This is a genomic window from Salinimicrobium tongyeongense, from assembly GCF_026109735.1.
In the GTDB taxonomy this organism is placed as follows: Bacteria; Bacteroidota; Bacteroidia; order Flavobacteriales; family Flavobacteriaceae; genus Salinimicrobium; species Salinimicrobium tongyeongense.
Window position 1 is genome coordinate 539,636 of the sequence record NZ_CP069620.1, and the last position, 22,479, is coordinate 562,114.

Below are 22,479 nucleotides of genomic sequence, written 5' to 3' on the forward strand. Positions count from 1 at the left end.
GGTAAATAACCTATGAAGCTTACCATCTCTATCATAATTTTAGTTCTTAGCCTGGGCTGTAACTCAAATGCGCAAGAGGCCAATAACCAAAAAACCTATCCTGTTTCCAAGACTGAAGCCCAGTGGAAATCGGAACTAACTGCAGCAGAATTTCAGGTGCTTCGGAAAAAGGGAACCGAAAGGGCATTTTCAAGCCCCCTCAACCGTATCGAACAACCGGGAACCTTTGTTTGTGCCGCCTGTGGGAACGAATTGTACCAAACCCGCCATAAATTTGAAAGCGGGACCGGCTGGCCCAGCTTTGACCGACCAGCAGATGAAAAGAATGTAGATTACAGGCCCGACAGGACGGGGGCTTTAGTGCTTTGGAAGTGGTGTGCGCCAATTGCGGCGGACATCTGGGCCATGTGTTTAATGACGGCCCCAGAAATACCACCGGAAAAAGACATTGTATCAATGGGGTCGCCATGGATTTTATTCCGAAGAAATAACCCTAACAAAGTTTACCAATTGTTTAAGAGAGCCACCCCTCCCTAATTTTTATATTTAAACAAACAAAAAAGCAATGATCAAGAAATATCCCATAGAACGCTCAGAAGCCGAATGGCGAAAGCAACTTTCAGAAGAACAATACAGGGTGCTGCGCGAAAAAGGCACAGAAGCCCCACATTCCGGAAAGTACAACATGCATTTCCAGGAAGGCGCTTACCGCTGTGCTGCCTGTGACGCAAAACTCTTTGAGAGCGGCCAGAAATTTGAGAGCAACTGTGGCTGGCCCAGTTTTGATGAAGCTCTAGATGGCGCAATAGAATATGTGCAGGACAGGAGCTTTGGCATGATTAGAACAGAGATCCTATGTGCTAACTGCGGCAGCCACCTGGGGCACGTTTTTGACGACGGCCCTACCGTAACCGGCCAGCGCTACTGCGTGAATTCGGCCAGTATAGAATTTGAATCTAAATCTAAACCTAAATCCTAATAATCATGAAAAAAATATTCCTTCTATTCGCACTAGTCAGTTTTAGCCTTACCTCCTGTTCCGATGACGGAGAAATTGGCCCGCAAGGCCCTCCTGGGGAACCTGGAGTAAATATCCTGGGACAGACTTTTGGAGACCTTACTGCCAGAAATTTTACTTTTGATGCCGACTTCAACCTGTACAACCACTACTTTGAGATTCCCGGGGATATAGAAATATATGAATCTGATGCCATTTTAGCCTACCGGCTTGAAGTTATTGGGGACGTGGAAACATGGAGTTTACTGCCAAAATCATATTTTCTTGAAGACGGGAGAATTATCCAGTACTCCTTTAACCACTCAGCCGAGGATGTGGAAATCCTGATTACCGGAAATTTTGACCTGGAAACTTTAAGTGAAGATTACCTTCAAAACCAGTATTTCAAGTTTGTGGTGGTGCCATCAGATTTTATAGATGAAATGAGCATTGATATATCCAACCACGATGCAGTGATGCAGGCGCTGGATATTAAATAACAAATAAATCGGTTTGTAAATAAAAAATCCTTTTTCCTTCAGGGGAAGAAGGATTTTTTTTGGCCGGGTCTCAAAAAGGGCATTTTTGGAAGGATTTCCCGAAACCATATACTTTCGGTTTAAGGTTAATTTCCGTAAATTCGCTGTCTTAAATTCAGTTACATAAAATTCCGAATATGAGTAAATACGACGTTATAGTTTTAGGAAGTGGTCCCGGAGGCTACGTGACTGCCATTCGCGCATCACAGTTAGGATTCAAGACGGCTGTTATAGAAAAAGAAAATCTTGGGGGCGTTTGCCTCAACTGGGGATGTATCCCTACCAAAGCGCTTCTTAAAAGTGCCCAGGTTTTTGAATACCTTAACCATGCTGAAGATTACGGATTAAAAGTTGAAAAAGCCGAAAAGGATTTTGGTGCCGTTATTAAACGCAGCCGAAATGTGGCCGAAGGGATGAGCAAAGGAGTTCAATTCCTGATGAAGAAAAACAAAATCGATGTTATTGACGGTTTCGGTAAACTAAAGTCGGGCAAAAAGATCGAGGTTACCGATAAAAACGATAAGAAGACAGAGTATTCCGCAGATCATATTATCATCGCAACAGGAGCGCGTTCAAGAGAACTGCCAAACCTTCCGCAAGATGGTAAGAAAGTAATTGGTTACCGCCAGGCAATGAGCCTTGAAAAGCAGCCAAAATCTATGATCGTAGTTGGTTCAGGAGCTATTGGCGTTGAGTTCGCTCATTTTTACAAGACCATGGGTACCGAAGTGACCATTGTAGAGTTCCTTCCTAACCTGGTGCCGCTTGAAGATGAAGAAATCTCAAAACAATTTGAGCGCAGCTTCAAAAAAGCAGGAATTAAGGTGATGACCAGCTCTTCTGTAGAGAGTGTAGATACTTCGGGAGACCTTGTAAAAGCACAGGTAAAGACCAAAAAAGGTATGGAAACCCTTGAGGCCGAAGTTGTACTTTCAGCCGTGGGTATCAAATCTAACCTTGAAAACATAGGGCTTGAAGAACTAGGCATCAAAACCGACAGGGATAAGATCCTTGTGAACGATTTCTACGAGACCAATGTAAAAGGAATCTACGCTATTGGAGACGTGGTAGCAGGCCCTGCACTAGCTCACGTGGCTTCTGCGGAAGGGATCACCTGTGTTGAGAAGATCAAGGGAATGCATGTAGAGCCTATTGACTACGGAAATATTCCCGGATGTACTTATGCCACGCCCGAAATTGCTTCAGTAGGTATGACCGAAAAGCAGGCTAAAGAGGCCGGTTACGAGCTGAAGGTTGGGAAATTCCCATTCTCTGCTTCCGGAAAAGCCAAAGCTGCCGGCACTCCTGACGGATTCGTAAAAGTGATCTTTGATGCCAAATATGGCGAATGGTTAGGCTGCCACATGATTGGGGCAGGCGTTACCGATATGATCGCTGAAGCTGTTCTTGGACGTAAACTGGAAACTACAGGGCACGAAGTGCTAAAAGCCATTCACCCTCACCCAACCATGAGCGAAGCAGTGATGGAAGCCGTAGCCGATGCTTACGGGGAAGTGATACACCTTTAAGAAAGTATATTGTATATTGTATATTGTATATTGAATATTGAATAATGTATAATATATAATGTGGGGCGGGTTATTTAGTTCCACAGAATAAAAAAACCTCCGGAAAAATTTCCGGAGGTTTTTTGTTTGTTGGCATTTGGAATTTGGTGCCTGGAATTTGGTGCTTGGTGCTTGGTCTTGGTGCTTAGTGCTTGTAATTTCAATATAAAATATTCAATCTAAAATATTAAATTATTACTCCTTAATCTTTCCGAAGTCCTTCAATGTAGCTTCCATACATATCCTTGAACTGCATCCCCTGCGAAAACCGGAATTTATTCAGCTTTTTGTATTCCACCAGCCCCCATAGCACAAACTCTTTCAGAAAATATTTGTCTTCTTCGGGTACGTTCGGCTGGTATTTGTTCACGAGGTCTTCAAGTGCCGGGATGGAATCAAGGGCTTTTTTGTATTCGGCATCCGAAGTTTCATCAAGCAGCTCAAAGCCACTTTCGGAGAAGAACCAGTCCACAATTTCGGAGTATGGATCTTTGGCATCGGGCTTCTGCAGCTTTTCGATCTTTGGGAACATGGTTGGGAAAAGTGATTTTACGGCTTCTCCTATAAGTTCCTGCGCTACCATGGCACTTCCCTCCTGCTCTCCTTCATAGACCAGCTCAATTTTACCGGTTATTGACGGAATGACCCCAAGAAAATCTCCCAGCCTGAGAAGCGTCTTATTTTCGCCATTTTTGACAGCCCTGCGTTCGGCTGTGCTCACAAGGTTTTCAAATGCGGTAATACTCAGCCGTGCACTTATCCCGCTTCGGGAATCTACATATTCATGGTCTCGTGCCTCAAAACTTATTTGCTCCAGGAGGTCGTTGGCAAGTTCGGGAACCTGAACCATTTCCAGCTGCCCCTGCTCAAGCCTGGCTTCCTGCTGCGTGATCTTTTTGGCAGTTTTCACGTCTACGGGGTAGTGAGTGAGTATCTGGGAGCCAATCCTGTCTTTAAGAGGCGTTACTATGCTTCCGCGATTGGTGTAATCTTCGGGGTTCGCAGTGAATATAAACTGCATGTCTAAAGGCAACCTCAGCTTAAATCCGCGGATTTGTATATCCCCTTCCTGAAGAATATTGAATAAGGCTACCTGTATACGCGCCTGCAGGTCGGGCAGCTCGTTAATGACGAAAATACTTCGGTTGGCACGGGGGATCATTCCGTAGTGAATCACGCGGTCATCGGCATAATTCAGTTTCAGGTTGGCGGCTTTGATGGGGTCTACATCCCCAATAATATCGGCTACGGTCACATCGGGCGTGGCAAGTTTTTCAAAGAACCTTTCATTCCTGTGAACCCACGAAATAGGGATCTCATCGCCCTGCTCCTCGAGTAGTTCCCGGGCATGGCGCGAAATAGGCCGAAAAGGATCATCATTGATCTCAGAGCCTTCAACTACAGGAATATATTCGTCTAAGAGATTTACCATCATCCTGGCGAGGCGCGTTTTAGCCTGCCCCCTCAAGCCCAGAAAGTTGATGTTATGCTTTGAGAGGATTGCCCGCTCTACCTCAGGAATTACCGTGTTTTCATACCCATGAATCCCTTCAAAAGCCGGCTCGTTGTTCTTAATCTTTTTCAGCAGATTTTGCCTGAGTTCCTCTTTTATGCTTTTGCTTTGATAACCATAGTCCTTTAATGCTCCAAACGTGCTGAGCTTCTGTATATCCATGTCCTGAAAAATTTGTTTGAAAAAGGCCATTTTCGGGCCTTTAATATTTTAACCTTTAATTCTTTTCTTGCGGTTGGTCTCGTAATCTTCAAAAATCATTTCGCCAAGACCTTTAAGACCGGTGAAGAATGCCTTGCCCTGGTTGGCCTGTGTAAACTCCCTTACAAAACGTTCCAGGTAAGGATCTTGCGCAATCATAAATGTGGTTATGGGAATGTGAAGTTTACGCGCCTGGCTGGCTGCATTATAACATTTCTCCACTATGTATGGGTCCAGCCCCACACTGTTCTGGTAATAACTCCCATCCCGCTCTCTCAAACAGCTAGGCTTCCCATCGGTGATCATAAAGATCTGTTTGTTGGTGTTACGCTTGCGCCTAAGCAAATCCATTGCAAGTTCAAGCCCGGCCACTGTATTGGTATGATATGGGCCCACCTGCAGGTAGGGCAGGTCTCCAATAGAAATGCGCCAGGCGTCATTCCCAAAAACGAGTATATCGAGGGTGTCTTTGGGATACCTGGTAGTGATGAGCTCGGCCAGGGCCATGGCGACTTTCTTTGCAGGGGTGATCCTGTCTTCACCATAAAGTATCATACTGTGGCTGATGTCTATCATAAGCACGGTACTCATCTGGCTCTTGTGATGGGTTTCTTCGACCACAAGATCATCTTCGGTCATTCTAAAATCATCGGCGCCATGCTGTATCTGGGCATTTCGCAAAGATTCGGTCATGGAGATTTTATCGAGCGAATCTCCAAAATTATAATTCCGGAATTCTCCCGTATGCTCGTCGCCCAACCCCAGTTGCTTTGTGCTGTGGTTACCCGACCGACTTTTGCGCAGCTTCCCGAAGATTTGATTGAGCGCCTGCTGCCTTATGGCCCTTTCGGTCTTGGCTGTTATGGCCATTCCTCCGCCTCCCTCAATTTCTTCACGGATGTAACCTTTTTTCTTCAGGTCTTCTATAAAATCATCTATAGTGTAATTTTCATCGGTGAGTTGGTATTCAACATCCAGCTGCCTTAGCCATTCTATAGCCTCATCAAAATCTCCGGAAGTGTGGGTAATAAGTTCTTTAAAGATCTCAAAAAGCTTGTCAAAAGGAGGGATATTCTCGGCCTCAAACCTTTTAAACACAAAACCTTTTTTCACAAAATTCCTTTCCATGCCCTAATTTAATTGTTAGCATGAACATCTCACAAAAGACGAGGATAAATTTGTGTTAATTAGATGGGAGATTTTAGATTTTATAAGATATTAGTAGTGAGAAATCTCAAATTCCAAGCACCGAATATTAAGTACCAAGCACCAAATTCTAATTCCTAACTTTCAAATCTTCAAATTGAAAAATTGGCAAATTTTCAAATCTTTAAATCGAAATCAGGTCGCAATAATAAAACCTGGTGTCCCAGGCTTCCTTCTCTTTTTTAAAGCAATCATCGTCTTCATCTCCTGCGGAAGTAAAAAACTTCTCTACAATTTCCCCTTTTTGGAAGCTTACTGGTTTTGAAAATATGGGGCCGTCAAAAACGAAGGTGTGAAATTCCCCGTTCTCGCCGGCAGGATCTACGCCCAAAGGTAAATCGACTAGAAATTCTTCATCTACAAGCCTTCCGCAGAAAGATTTATCCAGGACCTTTGCATTCACACTCACCGTTACAGCCTTAAAGCCGGCAGCGAGGATTTGTTTCATGAGGGCTGAAGTATCTTTTTTCCACAGCGGAAAAAGCCCTTCAATTTCCACTTTTTGAAGCTCCTGTTCGCGGTAATGTTTTAAATCTTCCAGAAGAATATCCCCAAAAATACTGTAATCAAAACCTGATTTTTTCAGCTTCAGCATTTCCTCTTCCATAACTTTGTTATAGGTTTTCATGGAGACATTACCGGCCAGAGGAATGATCTCTAACGGAATACCAATACTTTCGGCCTGCTTCAGCAATAAATCACTTCGAAGCCCGTGCATGGAAATCCTGTCAACTTCAGAATTAACTGTGGTAAGCAACTTTTCTACGGAATATTCTTTCTGCTGCTGCATGAGATAAAGTGCAAATGCCGCGTCTTTTCCAGAACTCCAGTTCAAAAAGGCCTTTTTCATGCTTCAGTAAAACTCAAGACAGCCAGTTCATAACTCTGTAATCCAAATCCGAGGATGACGCCTTTGGCATTGGGGGCTATAAAAGATTTATGCCGAAATTCTTCCCTGGCCGAAGTATTGGAAATATGCACTTCTACCACCGGGGTGGAAATTGCTTTTACAGCGTCGCCAATCCCCACTGAAGTATGGGTGTAGGCGGCTGCGTTGAGCACAATGCCATCAAATTCCTTATCGGCCGCATGTAGCCGGTCTATGATCTCCCCTTCAATGTTTGACTGGAAATACGCTAATTCCACCTTCGGAAATTTTTCTTTCAGGCTTTGAAAGTAGCTGTTAAAAGTCTGGCTTCCGTAGGTATCGGGTTCACGGCTGCCAAGTAAGTTTAGGTTGGGCCCGTTAATGATCATTATTTTCATAAGGTAAATGTAGAAAATAAAAAAACGGAAACACAGCTTCCGCTTTTAACAGGCTCAAAAATGTCATTTTTTACCCCTGATCCTTTTTAAAGTCGGAATTCAGCCCCAAGGTTAATGGAACCTGCTGTGCCGCCATCCATGCTTATGCCGGTGTAAGAAGCGATAAGCCCCACCCCGAATAGGTTGAACCCAATTTTGGGTTTGTAATAGAAGCCGCCGTCAACCCCGTCGGTCAAACCAAGGGCATAGCCAAGATCGGCTCCCAATTCGACGTTGGCAAGGCCAAACCTGGCAGTTGCAGCAAGTGGCAGAAAAGAAAGGTCGTCAAACTCATCTACAAAAAAGTGGGTGTAGCCCAGCATTGGCCCCAGCTGAAAAGTCTCAAAACCCATGAGGTAGGCCACATCTGCCCCTATATTAAAATCTGATGCATCCGAAATATCCCCTACCGGAATTCCTGCATTCACTCCTAACCTGATATCGCCCTGCGCATAAGTGGAAGTAAAACTTACGGCCATAAAAATAAGAGAACATAAAAATTTCTTCATAATTTCAAGTTTTTAAAGGTTATATTACACTAAATTAGTCATTTACACCTTACGCTTGTCGAGTAACTGAAATTACTTTGAAAGGATAAACTTACATGCTACTACACCTAAAAGCATAAAAAAAGGCTGCCTCATTGAAGACAGCCTTTTTATAGCTTTCAGGTCTTTCTTAAAACAAGAATCCAATCCCGGCCTGTACTACAGAGTTCTTGGCTTCAACACCCTCAATATCATAAATATCGGTCATACCCGCATTATACCTTCCATAAAGGAAAAAGTTGTTGAATTTGTAAGAAGCTCCTAGCCCCAGACTTAAATCAAATTTGTTGATGTTGTCATCAGACACATCCATATCGTTATCTCCAAACCCTACTTCATGGTCTGCAAGAAAACTGAATTGCGGTCCTGCTTCAAGGCTTAGCCCTCTTACCACATAGAACTTAGCCATAACAGGAACGCTAACATAATCTAGTTTATGCTCCAGGTCATCGCCATCTTCAACTTCTACAATGTCGTACCCCTGTGCTGAGTAAAGCACCTCAGGCTGGAGAGAAAAACGATCTGATAACGGGATTTCGGCCACTAAACCTAAATGATATGCGGTTCTTGCACTTTCATCCTCAAAATCTGACCATCCGTCTCCTGAAAAGGTAGAGAAGTTCACCCCTCCTTTTGCTCCAAAGTAAACGAATTCCTGTGCAGCAACAAATGTTGTACTAAATACCATTGCTGCGATAAACAAAATTGACTTTTTCATAATTTTCATTTTTAAAAGTTCAGGGACAAATGTAGGAGGCATAGTGTTAAGAAAAACTCACTTTATATTAAAGTACTCGTAAATCCGTACTTTTAGCACCAATTTTTAGCCTGTGAACTGGGAAAATGCCTTGAAAGACTACCGCCACTACCTCAAAATTGAGCGAGGCCTGGCCGCGAATACCATAGAGAATTACGCGCTCGATGTAGAAAAACTTTCAAACTGGGTGGTGGCAAATGAGATCAAAACATCGCCTGTTTCTATTTCTGAAGGTGAAGTACAACAGTTCATATACGAGCTTGCCAAAAAAATGAATGCCCGCTCGCAGGCAAGAATCATTTCGGGCCTTCGCAGCTTCTTTAGTTATCTTGTCTTTGAAGATTACCGCAAAACCAATCCTCTCGAATTAATTGAATCTCCAAAAACAGGACGTAAATTGCCAGCTACCCTTTCTACGGAAGAGATCGATACTCTTATTGCGGCCATAGACCTTAGTAAACCTGAAGGAGAAAGGAACCGTGCCATTTTGGAAACCCTGTACGGCTGCGGACTCCGGGTTTCTGAATTGACAAATCTTCAGCTTAGCGATCTGTTCTTTGATGAAGGCTTTATTAAGGTAACCGGAAAGGGAAGCAAATCGCGCTTTGTACCCATAGCTGAAACCACCTGCAAATACATTAAACTTTACATAAAGCATATACGGGCGCACCAGGATATCCAAAAAGGCCACGAAGACACACTATTTCTGAATCGCCGTGGTAAGCAGCTCACTCGCGCCATGATCTTTACAATTATAACAAGACTGGCGAGCATGATCGGATTACAAAAAAAGATTAGCCCGCACACCTTCAGGCATTCCTTTGCAACGCATTTACTTGAAAACGGGGCCGATTTACGGGCCATTCAGCAAATGCTGGGGCACGAGAGCATCACCACTACCGAGATTTACGTTCATATGGACCGTTCCCACCTGCGCAAAGTAATGGAGGAGTTTCACCCGAGACGTTAGCACGATTCAAAATTCAAGATCCAGGATTTAAAAATTTTATTCTAATCAGGAATTCTTAATTTTTTAAAAAGTCGTATTTCAAACGCCGTACCTCTAAACTTTTTGAACACTAAAAATTTGCTAAACCATAGAAATTCCTTTGGCAGCAGCCTTTTCCTGATTAATTTAAGCAGATAAAATAACAATTATGGAAACACTTAAGTTTAAAAACGGAGATACCATGCCGGCTATTGGCCTGGGAACATGGAAATCAAATAAAGGAAAAGTAGGAGAAGCAGTTAAAATCGCACTTAATAACGGCTACCGCCATATTGACTGTGCAGCAACTTATGGCAATGAAGCCGAAATTGGCAGCGCTTTCAAAGAAGTCTTTGCCCGGGGAAAAATAAAAAGGGAAGATGTATGGGTGACCTCCAAGCTGTGGAACGATTCTCATAAAAAAGAGCATGTAATTCCTGCGCTTAAAAAAACTTTAGACGATCTACAGCTCGATTACCTCGACCTCTACCTTATTCACTGGCCGGTGGCTTTTAAGCACGGCGTGGGTTTTCCTTCAGGTGACGACGAATATCTCTCGCTTGAAGAAGTGCCCATCATCGAAACCTGGAATGCCATGATAGAAGCAAAGAAACAGGGGCTGGTTAAACACATTGGGGTATCAAACTTCAGCAGTAAAAAACTCGAAGACCTCATGTCTCAAACTACCGAAGTGCCAGAAATGAACCAGGTGGAACTTCATCCTTTTCTCCCTCAGCCAGAGCTTTTACAGTTTTGCCGCGAAAACAATATCCACAACACCGCTTATTCACCCCTGGGCAGTGGAGATCGCAGTGAACAAATGAAAGCCGAGAACGAACCTTCGCTTTTAGAAGAGCCCGCCATAGTAGAAATTGCCGGCAAACACAATGTTTCCCCTGCGCAGGTACTTATCAAATGGGCGGTGACACGCGGCACTGCGGTAATCCCAAAATCTACCACAGAAAAACACATTATATCCAATCTTGAGAGTATCAACGTAAAGTTAGATGAAGAAGATCTCAAGAAAATCGCGGGCATAGAACGGCATTTTAGGTATGTGACCGGCGAGTTCTTTGTCACCCCCGGCAATTCATACAACAACATCTATGACTTATAGCTCTTACCTCCCAAAAATGGCACTCTGGCTCCTCTTTTTTGGAGCTTTGAGCAGCTGCAATAACAGGAACGGCGAAATAGAGGCCAGGAATCAGGAGATCGATTCACTTTCCCGCGAAATTAGCGGGCAAAGGCAGCTGGTAGACTCGCTGCAAAACCTTCAGGAAAGTGACCACGACAATAAACCCCTTCAGGTTTACTTCGGAAGGGAGTTTAAGGACATTGAAGACCCCGAAAGCCACATCATTGAAGCCCTGAAACAGCAAAAGGAGCTTATTCCGCTTGATGCAGTTCTTGGCGGAACTATGGAATTCAGGCAGGTGCAGGTCATTTCCGAAGATTGGGTACTGGCAGTTTATGACGATGGCCACGTACAGGGAAAATCAATTTTTGAATATGAGCTTCAGGAAAATAATGAAGTGAATTTTACAGAAGTTGCATCAAAGCTTCCGCAGTAGGAATAGCCGGGAAAAATGCCATTTTTGGAACGTTATATTTTTTATAAACTACCCACTTTCCGAAGCAATTTTGCTATCTTGAAGAAGTATATTTTAAGTAAAAAAGAAGAATATGAAGACAAACATTCAATTTGTACACGCAGACACAAAAATTTCGGCAGAACAACTTGTTCAGAGAAAACTTGATAAACTTGAAAATAAATTTGACTGGATCATCTCTGCAGATGTGATGTTTAGAGAAGAAAAATCTACCAACGGCAACGGAAAAACCTGCGCTATAGAATTAAGCCTTCCGGGGCCAAAAATTCACGCCTCTTCTAATGCCGACAGCTTTGAAGCCGCGGCAGCCGAAACCGTAAAAGATTTAGAAAAACAACTTCAGAAACGAAAAGCCGAGATGCAAAGCCACTAATAATTGTATATTGTATATTGTATATTGTATAGTGTATAGTGTATATTGTATAGTGAAAATTAAAAAAGGCTGCCGGGAAATGATTTTTCCGGCAGCCTTTTTTATTGCATATAAGTCTTGACTCTTGTTTCTTAACTCTAGTCTCTTCGAGACTAAGCCACTCGCTTGATCTTAGCGCCAATAGCCCTTAAGCGCTCATCAATATTCTCATAACCTCGATCAATTTGCTCGATGTTGTGGATTATGGAAGTTCCTTTAGCTGAAAGCGCTGCGATCAAAAGGGAGATTCCGGCCCTTATGTCGGGAGAAACCATGGTAGTAGCTTTGAGCTGGGATTTAAAATCATGCCCAATTACCGTAGCCCTGTGCGGATCGCAAAGAATGATCTTTGCCCCCATGTCTATCAATTTATCGACAAAGAAAAGTCGGCTCTCAAACATCTTTTGGTGAATAAGCACATCGCCTTTTGCCTGGGTGGCCACCACCAGCATGATACTCAAAAGATCGGGCGTAAAGCCTGGCCATGGCGCATCGCTTATGCTCATGATGGAGCCATCAATGAAACTTTGCACCTCATATCCATCTTTATGCGCCGGAATAAAGATATCATCTCCTTTTCGCTCCAGCTGTATCCCGAGTTTCCTGAAAGTGGCGGGGATTAGCCCCAAATGTTCCCAACCTACATTCTTGATGGTGATCTCACTTTTGGTCATGGCGGCAAGGCCAATCCAGGAACCAATTTCGATCATATCGGGTAAAATTGTGTGGGTGCAGCCGTTCAACGATTCCACGCCTTCAACCTCCAAAAGGTTGGAACCAACTCCAGATATTTTTGCGCCCATGCTATTGAGCATGTTGCAAAGTTGCTGCAGGTAAGGTTCACAAGCCGCATTATAAATGGTGGTTTTTCCTTTGGCAAGCACGGCTGCCATCACAATATTTGCGGTTCCGGTTACCGAGGCTTCTTCAAGCAACATGTAAGTTCCTTTGAGGCCATTTGGCGCTTCTACCCCGTAGAAACGCTCTTCTTTATTATACCGAAAATCGGCTCCCAGGTTTATAAAACCTTCAAAGTGGGTATCGAGCCTTCTTCGGCCAATCTTGTCACCGCCGGGACGGGGAATATACCCGTGGCCAAACCTTGCCAGCATTGGCCCCACAATCATGATCGAACCTCGCAGGCCACTGCCTTCTTCCTTAAATTTCTCGCTTTTAAGATAATCGTGATTAAGGTCGTTGGCCTGGAAAGTATAAGAACCTTTGCCAATCTTTTCCACCTTCACACCAAGTTGTTTTAGCAGGTGAATAAGTTTATTGACATCCAAGATATCGGGAATGTTGTGAATTGTAACTTTATCGGGAGTGAGCAGTACGGCGCAAAGAATTTGCAGGGCTTCGTTCTTTGCTCCCTGGGGTTGAATTTCCCCTTTTAAAGCATGCCCTCCTTCAATTTGAAAAGATCCCATAAAAAAATCGTAGTTATTAGTGTCGTTTACGGCTGCGCGTTCTATTGTGCGCCTTCTTCGCCGGCTTTTTAGTAAACTTCTTGTTGCTCCTTAATAAATCGGAAGCTTCGCTTAGATCTTCATCGGTATTTTTGAGGTTGATCTTGCCACCGCTCAATTCCCGAAGGTGTTCAAAGATCACTTTATCATCAACAGAATCTTTGTTCCAGCTTAGGTAAGATTTCTTCATGTGATTGGCAATGGTGAAGACCAGTCCTTCCTTTTCGGGCCCGTCTTCAAATTTATTTGCCTCATCGATCATTCTTTTGATGTTATTTCCGTAGAAACGATACTTCGGAAAGTTTTGCGGGTAAGCCATACGCTGTGGCCTTTCTTCCAGCATTTCTTTGGAAGGCTTTGGAAAAGGACTTTCAACATCGAGCTTGAAATCACTTATAATAAATAACTGGTCCCAGAGTTTATGCTGAAAATCGGGCACATCCCGAAGGTGAGGATTGAGGTTCCCCATAACTGAAATGATGGCTTTAGCCACTTTGTTCCGCTCTTCGTCATCTGCGATCTCTACGGCGTGTTCAACCATCTTTTGAATATGCCTTCCATACTCAGGAATGATGAGTTTACTCCTTTCGGAGTTATATTCTAATTCGTTTGTCAAAATGAATAATATTAGGTGATAATATACTGCAGAAGTTTATCGACTGCAAATTAAAAAAATTATTCAGGAAAAAAGTAGCTCTACTAAATTATCCTGCAATTATTTACAGAGAGATCACTCCTTCAATTTTTTGCCCTACTTCTTTATATTTGGCGATTACCGAGTCGGGGTCCTGCATTTTTACATTTACAGAAACGCTTGTATAACTGCCTTTTTTGGATTTCCTGGTATTGATCACCGCTCCCATATTGTTAAAAATCTCTTCAATCCCCTTTATTTTCTCAGGTTTAGAGGGAACAATGAATTTGTACAAATAAACAGACGGCCAGGTTGCAGTGTCGAGTAATTGCGACTTTAACTTGCGATAGAATTCTTCAGGGTCTTTGGCTTCGCTCATAACGATCTTACTTCATGATTCCTGCAAAGATACATTTTAGAATCTATTTTTTAAATTGGATGCAAATCGCGAAATTTGCCGGGTGAATACCAGAAAGATTGTAATAACCGGCGGCCCCGGTACAGGAAAGACATCGGTCATTGAAGCCCTTGAGCAACACGGGCATTTTTGTTTTCATGAGGTTTCCCGGGAGATCATACGGGAGGCCCAGAAAAAGGGAATTGACCAGCTGTTCCTCAAAGACCCCCTGCTCTTTAGCGAACTCCTGCTTGAAGGCAGAATCAAACAGTTCAAAGAAGCTCATGAAATGAAATCGGGGATGGTCTTTTTAGACCGGGGCGTGCCCGATGTGGTAGCTTACATGAATTACTTCGGAAATGAATATCCCCCCGTATTTAATCGCGTGTGCAAAGAGTATGTGTACGACAGGGTGTTTATTCTGCCCCCGTGGAAGCAGATCTACACCGAAGACAACGAACGCTATGAGACCTACGAGCAGGCTGTAGAGATACATGATGAGCTGGCCCGCAGCTATGCCCACCACGGCTATGAAGCTATAGAAGTCCCCGAAGGCACCATTGCCGAACGCACGGTCTTTATTTTAAACCATCTTGAGTAGCCCCGAAGACATATTAAAGCAATACTGGGGCTTTGACAGCTTTAGACCGCTGCAAAAAGACATTATTGAACACTTACTTCGGAAACAGGATGTCATCGCCCTGCTGCCCACCGGCGGCGGCAAATCGCTTTGTTTCCAGGTGCCCGCCCTCATCCAACCCGGAATTTGCATAGTGGTCTCGCCCCTGGTGGCCCTCATGGAAGACCAGGTGAAGGCCCTGCAGGCAAAAAACATCAAAGCCATGGCCCTCACCGGCGGGATTCCCTTTATGGAAGTTGATACCATGCTCGATAATTGCATCTTCGGAAATTACAAGTTCCTCTACCTCTCCCCCGAAAGGCTACAGCAGGAACTGGTGCAGGAACGCATCAAACAAATGCAGGTAAGCCTAATTGCCGTAGACGAGGCTCATTGTATTTCCCAGTGGGGTCACGATTTTAGGCCAGCTTACCGCAATATTTCTTTGTTGCGGCATTTAAAACCACAAGCAAACGTGGTGGGGTTAACGGCCACAGCAACCCTTCCGGTTGTAAAGGATATTGCGCAGCAACTGGAACTAAAGGATGTAAAACTGCTTCAGAAATCCTTCCGAAGAGAAAATCTGGCCTATCTTGTAAAAGAAGCCGAAGACAAGAATTATTACATGGAGCAATTGCTCCGGGAGCACGACGAAGCCGGAATTATTTATGTGCGCTCCCGAAAGGCCACCATAGAACTTGAACAGTTCCTGCTCAAAAAGGGCATTTCTGCGACCTCTTTCCACGGCGGACTCCCAAAGCCAGAAAAATCTTTGCGCCTCCAACAATGGCTGAAGGAAGAAAAACGGGTGATGGTAGCAACCAGTGCCTTTGGAATGGGCATAGATAAAGCCAATGTGCGTACCGTAGTTCATTTGAACCTGCCCGAGAGCCTGGAAAGCTATTTTCAGGAAGCCGGAAGGGCCGGAAGGGATGGGAAACCTGCCAAAGCAGTTGTTCTAACCAACAAGAGTGACATTCCCCTGCTTAAAAATCAGTTTTTGGCCACGCTTCCGGGCGTTGAAATGGTAAAGCTGGTCTATAAAAAACTGAATTCCTACTTCAGGATTGCTTATGGCGAAGGTGAAGGCACAGAGCACTATTTCAATTTTTACCAGTTTTGCCAAAAGTACGAATTGAACACACTGCTTGCCTACAACACCATGCTGCTGCTCGACAGGATGAGCATACTCAGCCTTACCGAGCAATTTCAGAAGAAAACGCGAATTAGGTTTTTGGTTTCAGGAAAACAGATCAACTGGTACTTGGAAGCAAATCCGCAGTTTGACCCGGTGGTAAAAGCCATTTTACGCACCTACGGCGGGGCTTTTGACAGTATGGTAGAAATTAATATTCAGGTAATAGCAGGAAAAGCGGGAACCACAGTACAGGAAGCGGTAAAGCTGCTGCAACAGCTGCAAAAAGAAGATATGGTTGATTTTGAACACGATCAACACGATACAAAGATCATGTTTTTGATCCCCCGCGAAGATGACATCAGCATCAACCCGCTAATACCTTATATTAAACTACAGGAACGTACCAAGAAGGAGAAGATTGAGCAGGTGCTGGCCTATGTTGAGAATGACAGGCTGTGTAAAAGTGAACAACTGTTGCAGTATTTTGGGGAAAAAGATACCCAGCCCTGCGGAATTTGTTCTGTTTGCCGCCCCTCAAAAAAGCCCCTAAACCGCGAAGGCATGAAAAAGATCTATTTTGCCATTATTGGCCTGCTGGAAGAGCAGGAGTATTCTTCGCGGGAGATGGTAGCAAAACTCGATTTTCCGGAAGATCACATCATCAAGGTCTTGCAGGTACTGGTTGAAAAAGGAGCCCTAACTCTTACTCCTTCTAACAAATACAAACTAAAACATTTATGAGAGATTTGAGAATTGTCTTTATGGGTACGCCCGAATTTGCTGTGTTTTCACTCAAGACCATAGTGGAAGCCGGATATAATGTTGTTGGCGTGGTTACCGCCCCCGACAGGCCTGCCGGCAGAGGAAGAAAACTCCAGGAGTCGGCCGTAAAACAATATTCCAATCAGCAAAACCTGAAAGTACTGCAGCCGGTCAATTTGAAGTCTGAAGATTTTTTAACCGAATTAAAAGAGCTCAAAGCAAATCTACAGGTAGTGGTAGCCTTCAGGATGTTACCCGCAGTGGTGTGGAAAATGCCGGAATTTGGCACTTTTAACCTACATGCGTCATTACTCCCACAATACCGCGGGGCAGCACCTATTAACTGGGCCATAATAAACGGGGAAACAGAGACCGGCGTCTCCACCTTTTTTATAGATGAAAAAATTGACACCGGAGAAATGATCATGCAAGAAAAGTTGCCGATAGGTGCGGCAGAAAATGCCGGTGAACTGCACGACAAATTAATGGCTGCCGGTGCTAAACTCATTGTAAAGACCTTGGAGGCCATTAAAGAAGGTGAGCTAAAAACAACTGCTCAAACCGAAAATGGCGAATTAAAGACCGCATACAAACTTGACAGGGAAAATACCAGGATCAACTGGGAAGCAACTTTAGAGGGCACATACAATCTCATTCGCGGCCTTAGCCCCTATCCTACCGCCTGGACCATGTTGAGCAACGGCAATAAAGAAGAAATTATGAAGATCTACGCCGGTGAAATGGAAAAGACAGGGCACGAACATGCTACCGGGAAAATTGTACAGGAGGGAAAGACTATAAAAGTGGCAGTAAAAGAAGGATTTTTGATCCTTACGGAAGTTCAGCTTCCGGGAAAGAAAAAGATGCCGGTAAAAGATCTTTTGAACGGTTATGAGTTTTATCTGAACGCCAAAGTTCTGTGAGGCCTTATAAATGCTGATATTAGCGTATTTCCGAAAAAATCAACTAAGGTTATCAACAATTTGCCTAAGTTATTAACAATATTCGGCTTTTCCCTTGATATTACTTGCATGGGAAAGTTTTCCATATAAATTTGTAGAGCAAATTATTAAAAGTTCAACCAACAACTATTAAAAACTCAAATTATGAACAAAACAGATTTAATCGATGCAATGGCTGAAAATGCCGGGATTTCTAAAGCAGCTGCAAAAAAAGCCCTGGAATCTTTCCTTGAGAATGTTGAGAAATCTCTTAAGAAGGGAGATCGCGTTTCATTAGTAGGATTTGGATCCTGGTCAGTTTCTAAAAGAGCTGCAAGAGAAGGAAGAAACCCACAAACCGGAAAAACTATTAAGATTGGTGCCAAGAATGTTGTAAAATTCAAAGCCGGTGCAGATCTTCAAAAGGCTGTGAACTAAAATTCACAAAAGCTAAGAAAATATTAAACTCTCCCATTCGGGAGAGTTTTTTTGTTAAATATTTTCCATTCTCATTTGAAGCTGTACAATATTTTTTTAGATTTAGATGAAAGATTGCAGAAACTATTGAAAAATGACTACACTAAAACCTGCCAAAGGATTACTTCTTATTGCCGAGCCTGCCATTACAGGAGATCTCTCCTTCAATAGATCTGTGGTGCTCATTGCAGATCATACCGAGAATGGATCTGTAGGTTTTATTCTGAACAAACAACTCGACTTTACACTTAAAGACCTTCTGCCCGATATTACCGGAAATTTTAAAGTGTACAACGGCGGGCCTGTAGAGCAGGACAATCTTTACTTTATTCACAAGGTTCCCGATCTTATCCCCGATAGCGTGGAGATAGCCAGCGGTATATACTGGGGCGGAAATTTTGAAGCCGTGAAAGGACTTATTAACGAGAACCTTATTAGTGAAAATGAGATCAAATTCTTCCTTGGATATTCAGGCTGGGAATTTGACCAGTTAAAGCAGGAACTCAATGCAAACTCATGGATCGTGACTGAAAATAACGACCATAAAGACATTCTAAACCGAAAACCCAGAACCTTCTGGAAAGATAAAATGATGCAGTTAGGCGGAAATTATATGATCTGGTCTAATGCCCCCGAAAACCCTTCTTACAACTAGCTCAACCTTGCCAGCGTATTTAGGCGACCAAGTAGCATTTTAGCCACTTCATTGGCATACTCTTTTTTCCGGTATTTTGTAACAGGCTGTATTCCCGCAATAACATTTGTGATGAACATCTCATCTGCCTTTTGCAACTCGAAAGGGGAAACTGAGGCCTCTTCAAGCTTATAATCGGGTAGCTTTTTTAATATTTCAAAGATCTTTCCGCGGGTGATCCCTTTTAAACAACCCTCGCTTAGAGGAGGAGTTTTAATTACATTGCCCACCACCAAAAAGATGTTGCCATTAAGAGCCTCAACAACATTCTTTTGTTCATTCAGCAGCAAACAATTGTGGTATTCGTTTTCTACAGCGTAAATACCTGCCAGTACATTTACCGCCCGGTTATTTGTTTTGAGCGTGGAGAGCAAACCTTTAGAAACATAGTGATCTTTAAAAAGTTCAACCTCGTAAAATTCTTCATTTAAAAGGTAGAAAGCATCAGGAAGTGCTTCAGCAGTAACAAGATAATCTACCTCGTTGGTATGAGGAGTATAAAAGCCCCCTGCCTTGCGTGAGACAGTGAGTTTTACGCGTGCCTGGGTGTCAAAAAGGTCATTTTCACGAACAATTTGTAAGACTTCAGCTTCAAGAAATTCTGGAGAAAAAGTGAGAGGAATTTCCATCCGCATAATGCGCATGGAAGCCATTAACCTAAAATAGTGATCTTCCCAGAAAATGATCCTGCCATTAATAACCCTAATTGTTTCAAAAACCGCATCTCCGTAAGCAAATCCGCGGTTATCAATTGAAAGAGAGGCCTCTTTTTCTTCAAACAACTGTCCGTTAATATTAACCATAAAAAAACCCGTTTTAAAACGGGCAAAGGTAGTATTAAATAAAGGATTTTTAAACTGAACCCAATACTTGTTTAAGGTCTGAAATCATGTTTTCCCACAACATTTTCCCTTCCTCCAATTCATCTTCTTCAGCAAAATCGGTTATCATGATAGAAACATCTTTGGTGATCTCATCTACCTGGATACGTAATTCAAAGAAATACTGAGTATCTTCATCGGCCAACCAGCGAAATTTCACTCTTTCTCCAGATTTTTTGCTCACCAGTTTTGCTTTTTCTTCGCTGCCATTCCAGATAAAAGTAAATAACTCTCCGCGTGAGTTCACATTGTCTGCATACCATTCACTTAAACCTGACGGGGTTGCAATATAATTGTAGAGTAAAGAAGGGGAAGCCTGGATTGGAAACTCCATTTCAAACTTTATTTTATCGTCCATGCTGCGGTTTTGTTAGTTTCGGGCAATATAAATATTAATTAGAAACATAAAAAGAAATCAATTTAAATAATTCCTAAAAGATAATTTGTGACAAGACAAATTGTTTTTATATTTGCACCCGCTAAAAGATAGCAGCGCCTAAAGAGGCACTATCGTTTAGAAATGGCGAGGTAGCTCAGTTGGTTAGAGCGTCGGATTCATAACCCGGAGGTCACGAGTTCAAATCTCGTTCTCGCTACCAGTAAACACAAGGCTTTCGAGAAATCGGGAGCCTTTTTTATTTTGCTCTAGTACAGAATAAGTACAGAATATTAAAATTTTCAAGATTCACATTTAAATTGTTCTTTATTGATCTCTTTTGTAGGCAGATTTTAATTTTTCAAGGAAAAAACGGCATCTATAGAATTCAATTTTTTTGAAAAATTGTATGTTTTAAAGTTTTCATAAGATTCAGGGAAAAACTGTGGTTTGCCACCACTTTATAGACAAGCAGTTCTGAAATTGGGTTACTCAGAATTCTATGAACATTGGAAATGTGAGAACTACATCAGTTAAAGGCAATTTTCCAATAAGTCATAAATCGGAAATTCTTTAAAGCTACTCTCAAGTACCTAAAGATCTTTTCCCCTAAACATTCATACGAAATTGCTTAACAGGTTGTGAATTAAACAGAAAGTTAAACTATGCTAAAAATGCTATAAAACCATAATAACTAATGCTTTGCTTTTAAAGTCAAAAGGTTTATTACGTCGTTAAGCTGTAATTTCGAAATCAACTTAAAAATTTAACTATGAGAAATGAAGAGCTAGTAAAAGGTAAATCACTGCAACTGGTGTGCCGACGCTTGTTTAAATGAAGAAAACCTAAAGGATATGATTGAATGCATAAGACTGGACAAAGCTTTTGCAGCAGTATGCAGGGCATCGAACGACATTCTTGTTACAGAATACAAGGATATCCAAAAATTGGTGGACTATTGTCTTGAAATGTGTGAAAATGTCCGGAAGAGTGTGAAAAATTTGATTTAAAGCACTGTAGGGACTGTGCACAGGCTTGTAGAGAATGTGCTAATAATCTCCGGAATTTCACAGCTTAATACTTGTAAAATGAGACTATTGAAAGGCTGCAAAAAAGCAGCCTTCCTTTTCTACCTATTAATTTTAATCAAAGATTTTTTCCCGCCCCCGACAACCTCAAAAATTTCAAAGTTATGTTTGATATTAAAAACAGCAACAATTTTATTTTAGGATGTTCCGAATTCGCTGCAATGAGGAAATTCTTTTCTGCAAATGTGATTTTCATTGCTCTTTCCTTATTAACCACTCCCAAAACCTTTTCTCAGAAGACAGAGGCACTAATGTTGGAGCCAACTTTTACGGTGAATTTCTCCACTGAAACAAAATGGTCTTATTCATTAGGCCTGGCAAATAGGGAATTCTTATCGATGAAATTGATGCCAATAATTTTTCTGAAGACGTAACTGAACATTTATAAGTAAACTGATGGGTCAAATATTCTACCGGAGAAGATTCGAATGTCAGCATTGGAATACGCTATCGATTCAGGGAATCTTTTGACTCGGACCAGGAAAATTTTGCCAGAATTTTACAACAGTATTGTAGTGAAAACAGTAATGTTTGGATTGGGTGGTGGCATCGTGTCCGTTTCGAACAGCAATTTAACCCTTCTATTACCATTTTCAGGATTCGGTATCAGTTAGGATTGTCCTGAAACTGTCCACAGAAGCAGTCTACAGCATGTCAAGTAGCTTTAAACCTCAACCTGAGTAACGCATCACCTTTCAACTAGCGGCTAATTCCATAGGATCTTGGGATTTCTACCAGGGGCCACAGTATTGAATGGATAATTACGTCATAAATTAACATAATACTTCTTATATTTTAACAGGAGCTACATTAAAACTTTAGCATAACCGGCTTAAGATGCACATGTGATACTAGAAATGATTTAAACCTTTACTATTTCCTCATCGTTGCCTTTAAATTAAATATCTTACTTATTAAGGGTTCAAAAATTTTGATTTAACCATTTTTAAGTATTTTAATTTCACTCTCCTTTCAAAAATAAATCTGAATCACCTCCGCTTTATCGGTTAATTTACCTCTTCAAGATTTACACTTTGACATGAGAATTATTTAACAAATGATAATAATTTTTACTAAAAAATTATTAAACCCATAAAAACTAACGTTTTACACATAAATTTTAAGTCTCCCTAACTGTATGTTATTGTAATTTTAATTTGGAATAAATCCGATAACTCTGCCCTTTGTTGTATTCAGCACGCCCCAACAGCTGCCAATGAAATGTAAATACAAGAGTAATATAAAACTGTATTACATAAAATTGTGTGTTATCTGGTAACTCGAACGAAAAATAAGATGGGAACTCTCTATAAGGACTTTTTTTTGGTCTGGAAACTGATCAAATTATAAACAATAAAC

General features: G+C 42.1%; 23 protein-coding genes, 1 tRNA gene and 2 pseudogenes. 15 read left to right on the plus strand and 11 right to left on the minus strand.

The window, feature by feature from the left end:
• Window positions 1-12: 12 nt before the first annotated feature.
• From msrB (JRG66_RS02365) to lpdA, 4 genes are all read left to right on the plus strand, one after another.
• The gene (gene msrB / locus JRG66_RS02365; protein WP_443096479.1) at window positions 13-537 is read left to right on the plus strand and encodes a peptide-methionine (R)-S-oxide reductase; all 525 of its coding nucleotides are present in this window, start codon (window positions 13-15) and stop codon (window positions 535-537) included.
• Window positions 538-565: 28 nt separating this feature from the next.
• Entirely contained in the window at window positions 566-979 is a 414-nt protein-coding gene (gene msrB / locus JRG66_RS02370) for a peptide-methionine (R)-S-oxide reductase MsrB (protein WP_371875322.1), read from the plus strand.
• A 5-nt stretch (window positions 980-984) separates the two neighbouring features.
• Window positions 985-1,497, plus strand: a complete 513-nt coding sequence (locus JRG66_RS02375; protein ID WP_265164147.1) for a hypothetical protein — start codon at window positions 985-987, stop codon at window positions 1,495-1,497.
• A 176-nt stretch (window positions 1,498-1,673) separates the two neighbouring features.
• On the plus strand, window positions 1,674-3,065 hold the full coding sequence (lpdA, locus tag JRG66_RS02380) for a dihydrolipoyl dehydrogenase (protein ID WP_265164148.1): 1,392 nt from the start codon (window positions 1,674-1,676) through the stop codon (window positions 3,063-3,065).
• 241 nt (window positions 3,066-3,306) lie between these two features.
• On the opposite strand, the gene JRG66_RS02385 is transcribed toward lpdA, so the two are convergent.
• From JRG66_RS02385 to JRG66_RS02410, 6 genes are all read right to left on the minus strand, one after another.
• Window positions 3,307-4,779 carry a sigma 54-interacting transcriptional regulator gene (locus JRG66_RS02385; RefSeq protein ID WP_265164149.1) on the minus strand — a complete coding sequence of 491 codons (1,473 nt, stop codon included), beginning with the start codon at window positions 4,777-4,779 and terminating at the stop codon, window positions 3,307-3,309.
• Window positions 4,780-4,827: 48 nt separating this feature from the next.
• Window positions 4,828-5,946 (minus strand): vWA domain-containing protein, encoded by a 1,119-nt coding sequence (locus JRG66_RS02390; protein WP_265164150.1) that lies wholly within the window; start codon window positions 5,944-5,946, stop codon window positions 4,828-4,830.
• Window positions 5,947-6,148: 202 nt separating this feature from the next.
• Window positions 6,149-6,859, minus strand: coding sequence for a Dph6-related ATP pyrophosphatase (locus JRG66_RS02395; RefSeq protein WP_307726303.1), 711 nt, complete (start codon window positions 6,857-6,859; stop codon window positions 6,149-6,151).
• 11 nt (window positions 6,860-6,870) lie between these two features.
• On the minus strand, window positions 6,871-7,290 hold the full coding sequence (gene aroQ / locus JRG66_RS02400) for a type II 3-dehydroquinate dehydratase (RefSeq protein WP_265164152.1): 420 nt from the start codon (window positions 7,288-7,290) through the stop codon (window positions 6,871-6,873).
• 86 nt (window positions 7,291-7,376) lie between these two features.
• A complete protein-coding gene (locus tag JRG66_RS02405; RefSeq protein WP_265164153.1) occupies window positions 7,377-7,838 on the minus strand; it encodes a hypothetical protein in 462 nt (153 codons plus the stop codon).
• Between the two features lie 169 nt (window positions 7,839-8,007).
• Window positions 8,008-8,595 (minus strand): porin family protein, encoded by a 588-nt coding sequence (locus JRG66_RS02410; protein ID WP_265164154.1) that lies wholly within the window; start codon window positions 8,593-8,595, stop codon window positions 8,008-8,010.
• Between the two features lie 112 nt (window positions 8,596-8,707).
• On the opposite strand from JRG66_RS02410, the gene xerD reads away from it, so the two are divergent.
• The 4 genes from xerD to JRG66_RS02430 all read left to right on the plus strand — a co-directional run bounded on the left by xerD (window position 8,708) and on the right by JRG66_RS02430 (window position 11,608).
• Window positions 8,708-9,604: a site-specific tyrosine recombinase XerD gene (gene xerD, locus JRG66_RS02415; protein WP_265164155.1), complete on the plus strand. Its 897-nt coding sequence runs from the start codon at window positions 8,708-8,710 to the stop codon at window positions 9,602-9,604.
• A 187-nt stretch (window positions 9,605-9,791) separates the two neighbouring features.
• Entirely contained in the window at window positions 9,792-10,739 is a 948-nt protein-coding gene (locus tag JRG66_RS02420) for an aldo/keto reductase (protein WP_265164156.1), read from the plus strand.
• Window positions 10,740-10,755: 16 nt separating this feature from the next.
• The gene (locus JRG66_RS02425; protein ID WP_265164157.1) at window positions 10,756-11,196 is read left to right on the plus strand and encodes a hypothetical protein; all 441 of its coding nucleotides are present in this window, start codon (window positions 10,756-10,758) and stop codon (window positions 11,194-11,196) included.
• Window positions 11,197-11,308: 112 nt separating this feature from the next.
• A complete protein-coding gene (locus JRG66_RS02430) occupies window positions 11,309-11,608 on the plus strand; it encodes an HPF/RaiA family ribosome-associated protein (RefSeq protein WP_265164158.1) in 300 nt (99 codons plus the stop codon).
• A gap of 152 nt (window positions 11,609-11,760) precedes the next feature.
• Here the strand turns inward: JRG66_RS02430 and murA are convergent, their stop codons facing one another.
• The 3 genes from murA to JRG66_RS02445 form a co-directional block, all read right to left on the minus strand.
• Window positions 11,761-13,074 carry a UDP-N-acetylglucosamine 1-carboxyvinyltransferase gene (murA, locus tag JRG66_RS02435; RefSeq protein WP_265164159.1) on the minus strand — a complete coding sequence of 438 codons (1,314 nt, stop codon included), beginning with the start codon at window positions 13,072-13,074 and terminating at the stop codon, window positions 11,761-11,763.
• A 16-nt stretch (window positions 13,075-13,090) separates the two neighbouring features.
• Entirely contained in the window at window positions 13,091-13,729 is a 639-nt protein-coding gene (locus JRG66_RS02440) for a DUF4290 domain-containing protein (protein WP_265164160.1), read from the minus strand.
• 103 nt (window positions 13,730-13,832) lie between these two features.
• Window positions 13,833-14,126, minus strand: a complete 294-nt coding sequence (locus tag JRG66_RS02445) for a DUF493 family protein (RefSeq protein ID WP_265164161.1) — start codon at window positions 14,124-14,126, stop codon at window positions 13,833-13,835.
• Between the two features lie 82 nt (window positions 14,127-14,208).
• Between JRG66_RS02445 and JRG66_RS02450 the strand changes: the two genes are divergently transcribed.
• The 5 genes and pseudogenes from JRG66_RS02450 to JRG66_RS02470 all read left to right on the plus strand — a co-directional run bounded on the left by JRG66_RS02450 (window position 14,209) and on the right by JRG66_RS02470 (window position 18,736).
• Window positions 14,209-14,745: an AAA family ATPase gene (locus tag JRG66_RS02450; RefSeq protein ID WP_265164162.1), complete on the plus strand. Its 537-nt coding sequence runs from the start codon at window positions 14,209-14,211 to the stop codon at window positions 14,743-14,745.
• On the plus strand, window positions 14,738-16,642 hold the full coding sequence (locus JRG66_RS02455) for a RecQ family ATP-dependent DNA helicase (protein ID WP_265164163.1): 1,905 nt from the start codon (window positions 14,738-14,740) through the stop codon (window positions 16,640-16,642). The genes JRG66_RS02450 and JRG66_RS02455 overlap by 8 nt, the downstream gene beginning before the upstream one ends.
• On the plus strand, window positions 16,639-17,586 hold the full coding sequence (gene fmt, locus JRG66_RS02460; protein ID WP_265164164.1) for a methionyl-tRNA formyltransferase: 948 nt from the start codon (window positions 16,639-16,641) through the stop codon (window positions 17,584-17,586). The genes JRG66_RS02455 and fmt overlap by 4 nt, the downstream gene beginning before the upstream one ends.
• Window positions 17,587-17,760: 174 nt before the next feature.
• Window positions 17,761-18,042: pseudogene (locus JRG66_RS02465) on the plus strand (HU family DNA-binding protein); the annotation flags it as partial.
• A 133-nt stretch (window positions 18,043-18,175) separates the two neighbouring features.
• Window positions 18,176-18,736 carry a YqgE/AlgH family protein gene (locus tag JRG66_RS02470; RefSeq protein WP_265164165.1) on the plus strand — a complete coding sequence of 187 codons (561 nt, stop codon included), beginning with the start codon at window positions 18,176-18,178 and terminating at the stop codon, window positions 18,734-18,736.
• On the opposite strand, the gene JRG66_RS02475 is transcribed toward JRG66_RS02470, so the two are convergent.
• The gene (locus tag JRG66_RS02475; RefSeq protein WP_265164166.1) at window positions 18,733-19,578 is read right to left on the minus strand and encodes an aminotransferase class IV; all 846 of its coding nucleotides are present in this window, start codon (window positions 19,576-19,578) and stop codon (window positions 18,733-18,735) included. The genes JRG66_RS02470 and JRG66_RS02475 overlap by 4 nt on opposite strands.
• A gap of 49 nt (window positions 19,579-19,627) precedes the next feature.
• Window positions 19,628-20,014, minus strand: coding sequence for an START-like domain-containing protein (locus JRG66_RS02480; RefSeq protein WP_265164167.1), 387 nt, complete (start codon window positions 20,012-20,014; stop codon window positions 19,628-19,630).
• Window positions 20,015-20,178: 164 nt separating this feature from the next.
• Between JRG66_RS02480 and JRG66_RS02485 the strand changes: the two genes are divergently transcribed.
• Window positions 20,179-20,255, plus strand: a tRNA-Met gene (locus JRG66_RS02485).
• A 589-nt stretch (window positions 20,256-20,844) separates the two neighbouring features.
• A pseudogene (locus JRG66_RS15740) lies at window positions 20,845-21,110 on the plus strand (four-helix bundle copper-binding protein); the annotation flags it as partial.
• Between the last annotated feature and the right edge of the window lie 1,369 nt (window positions 21,111-22,479).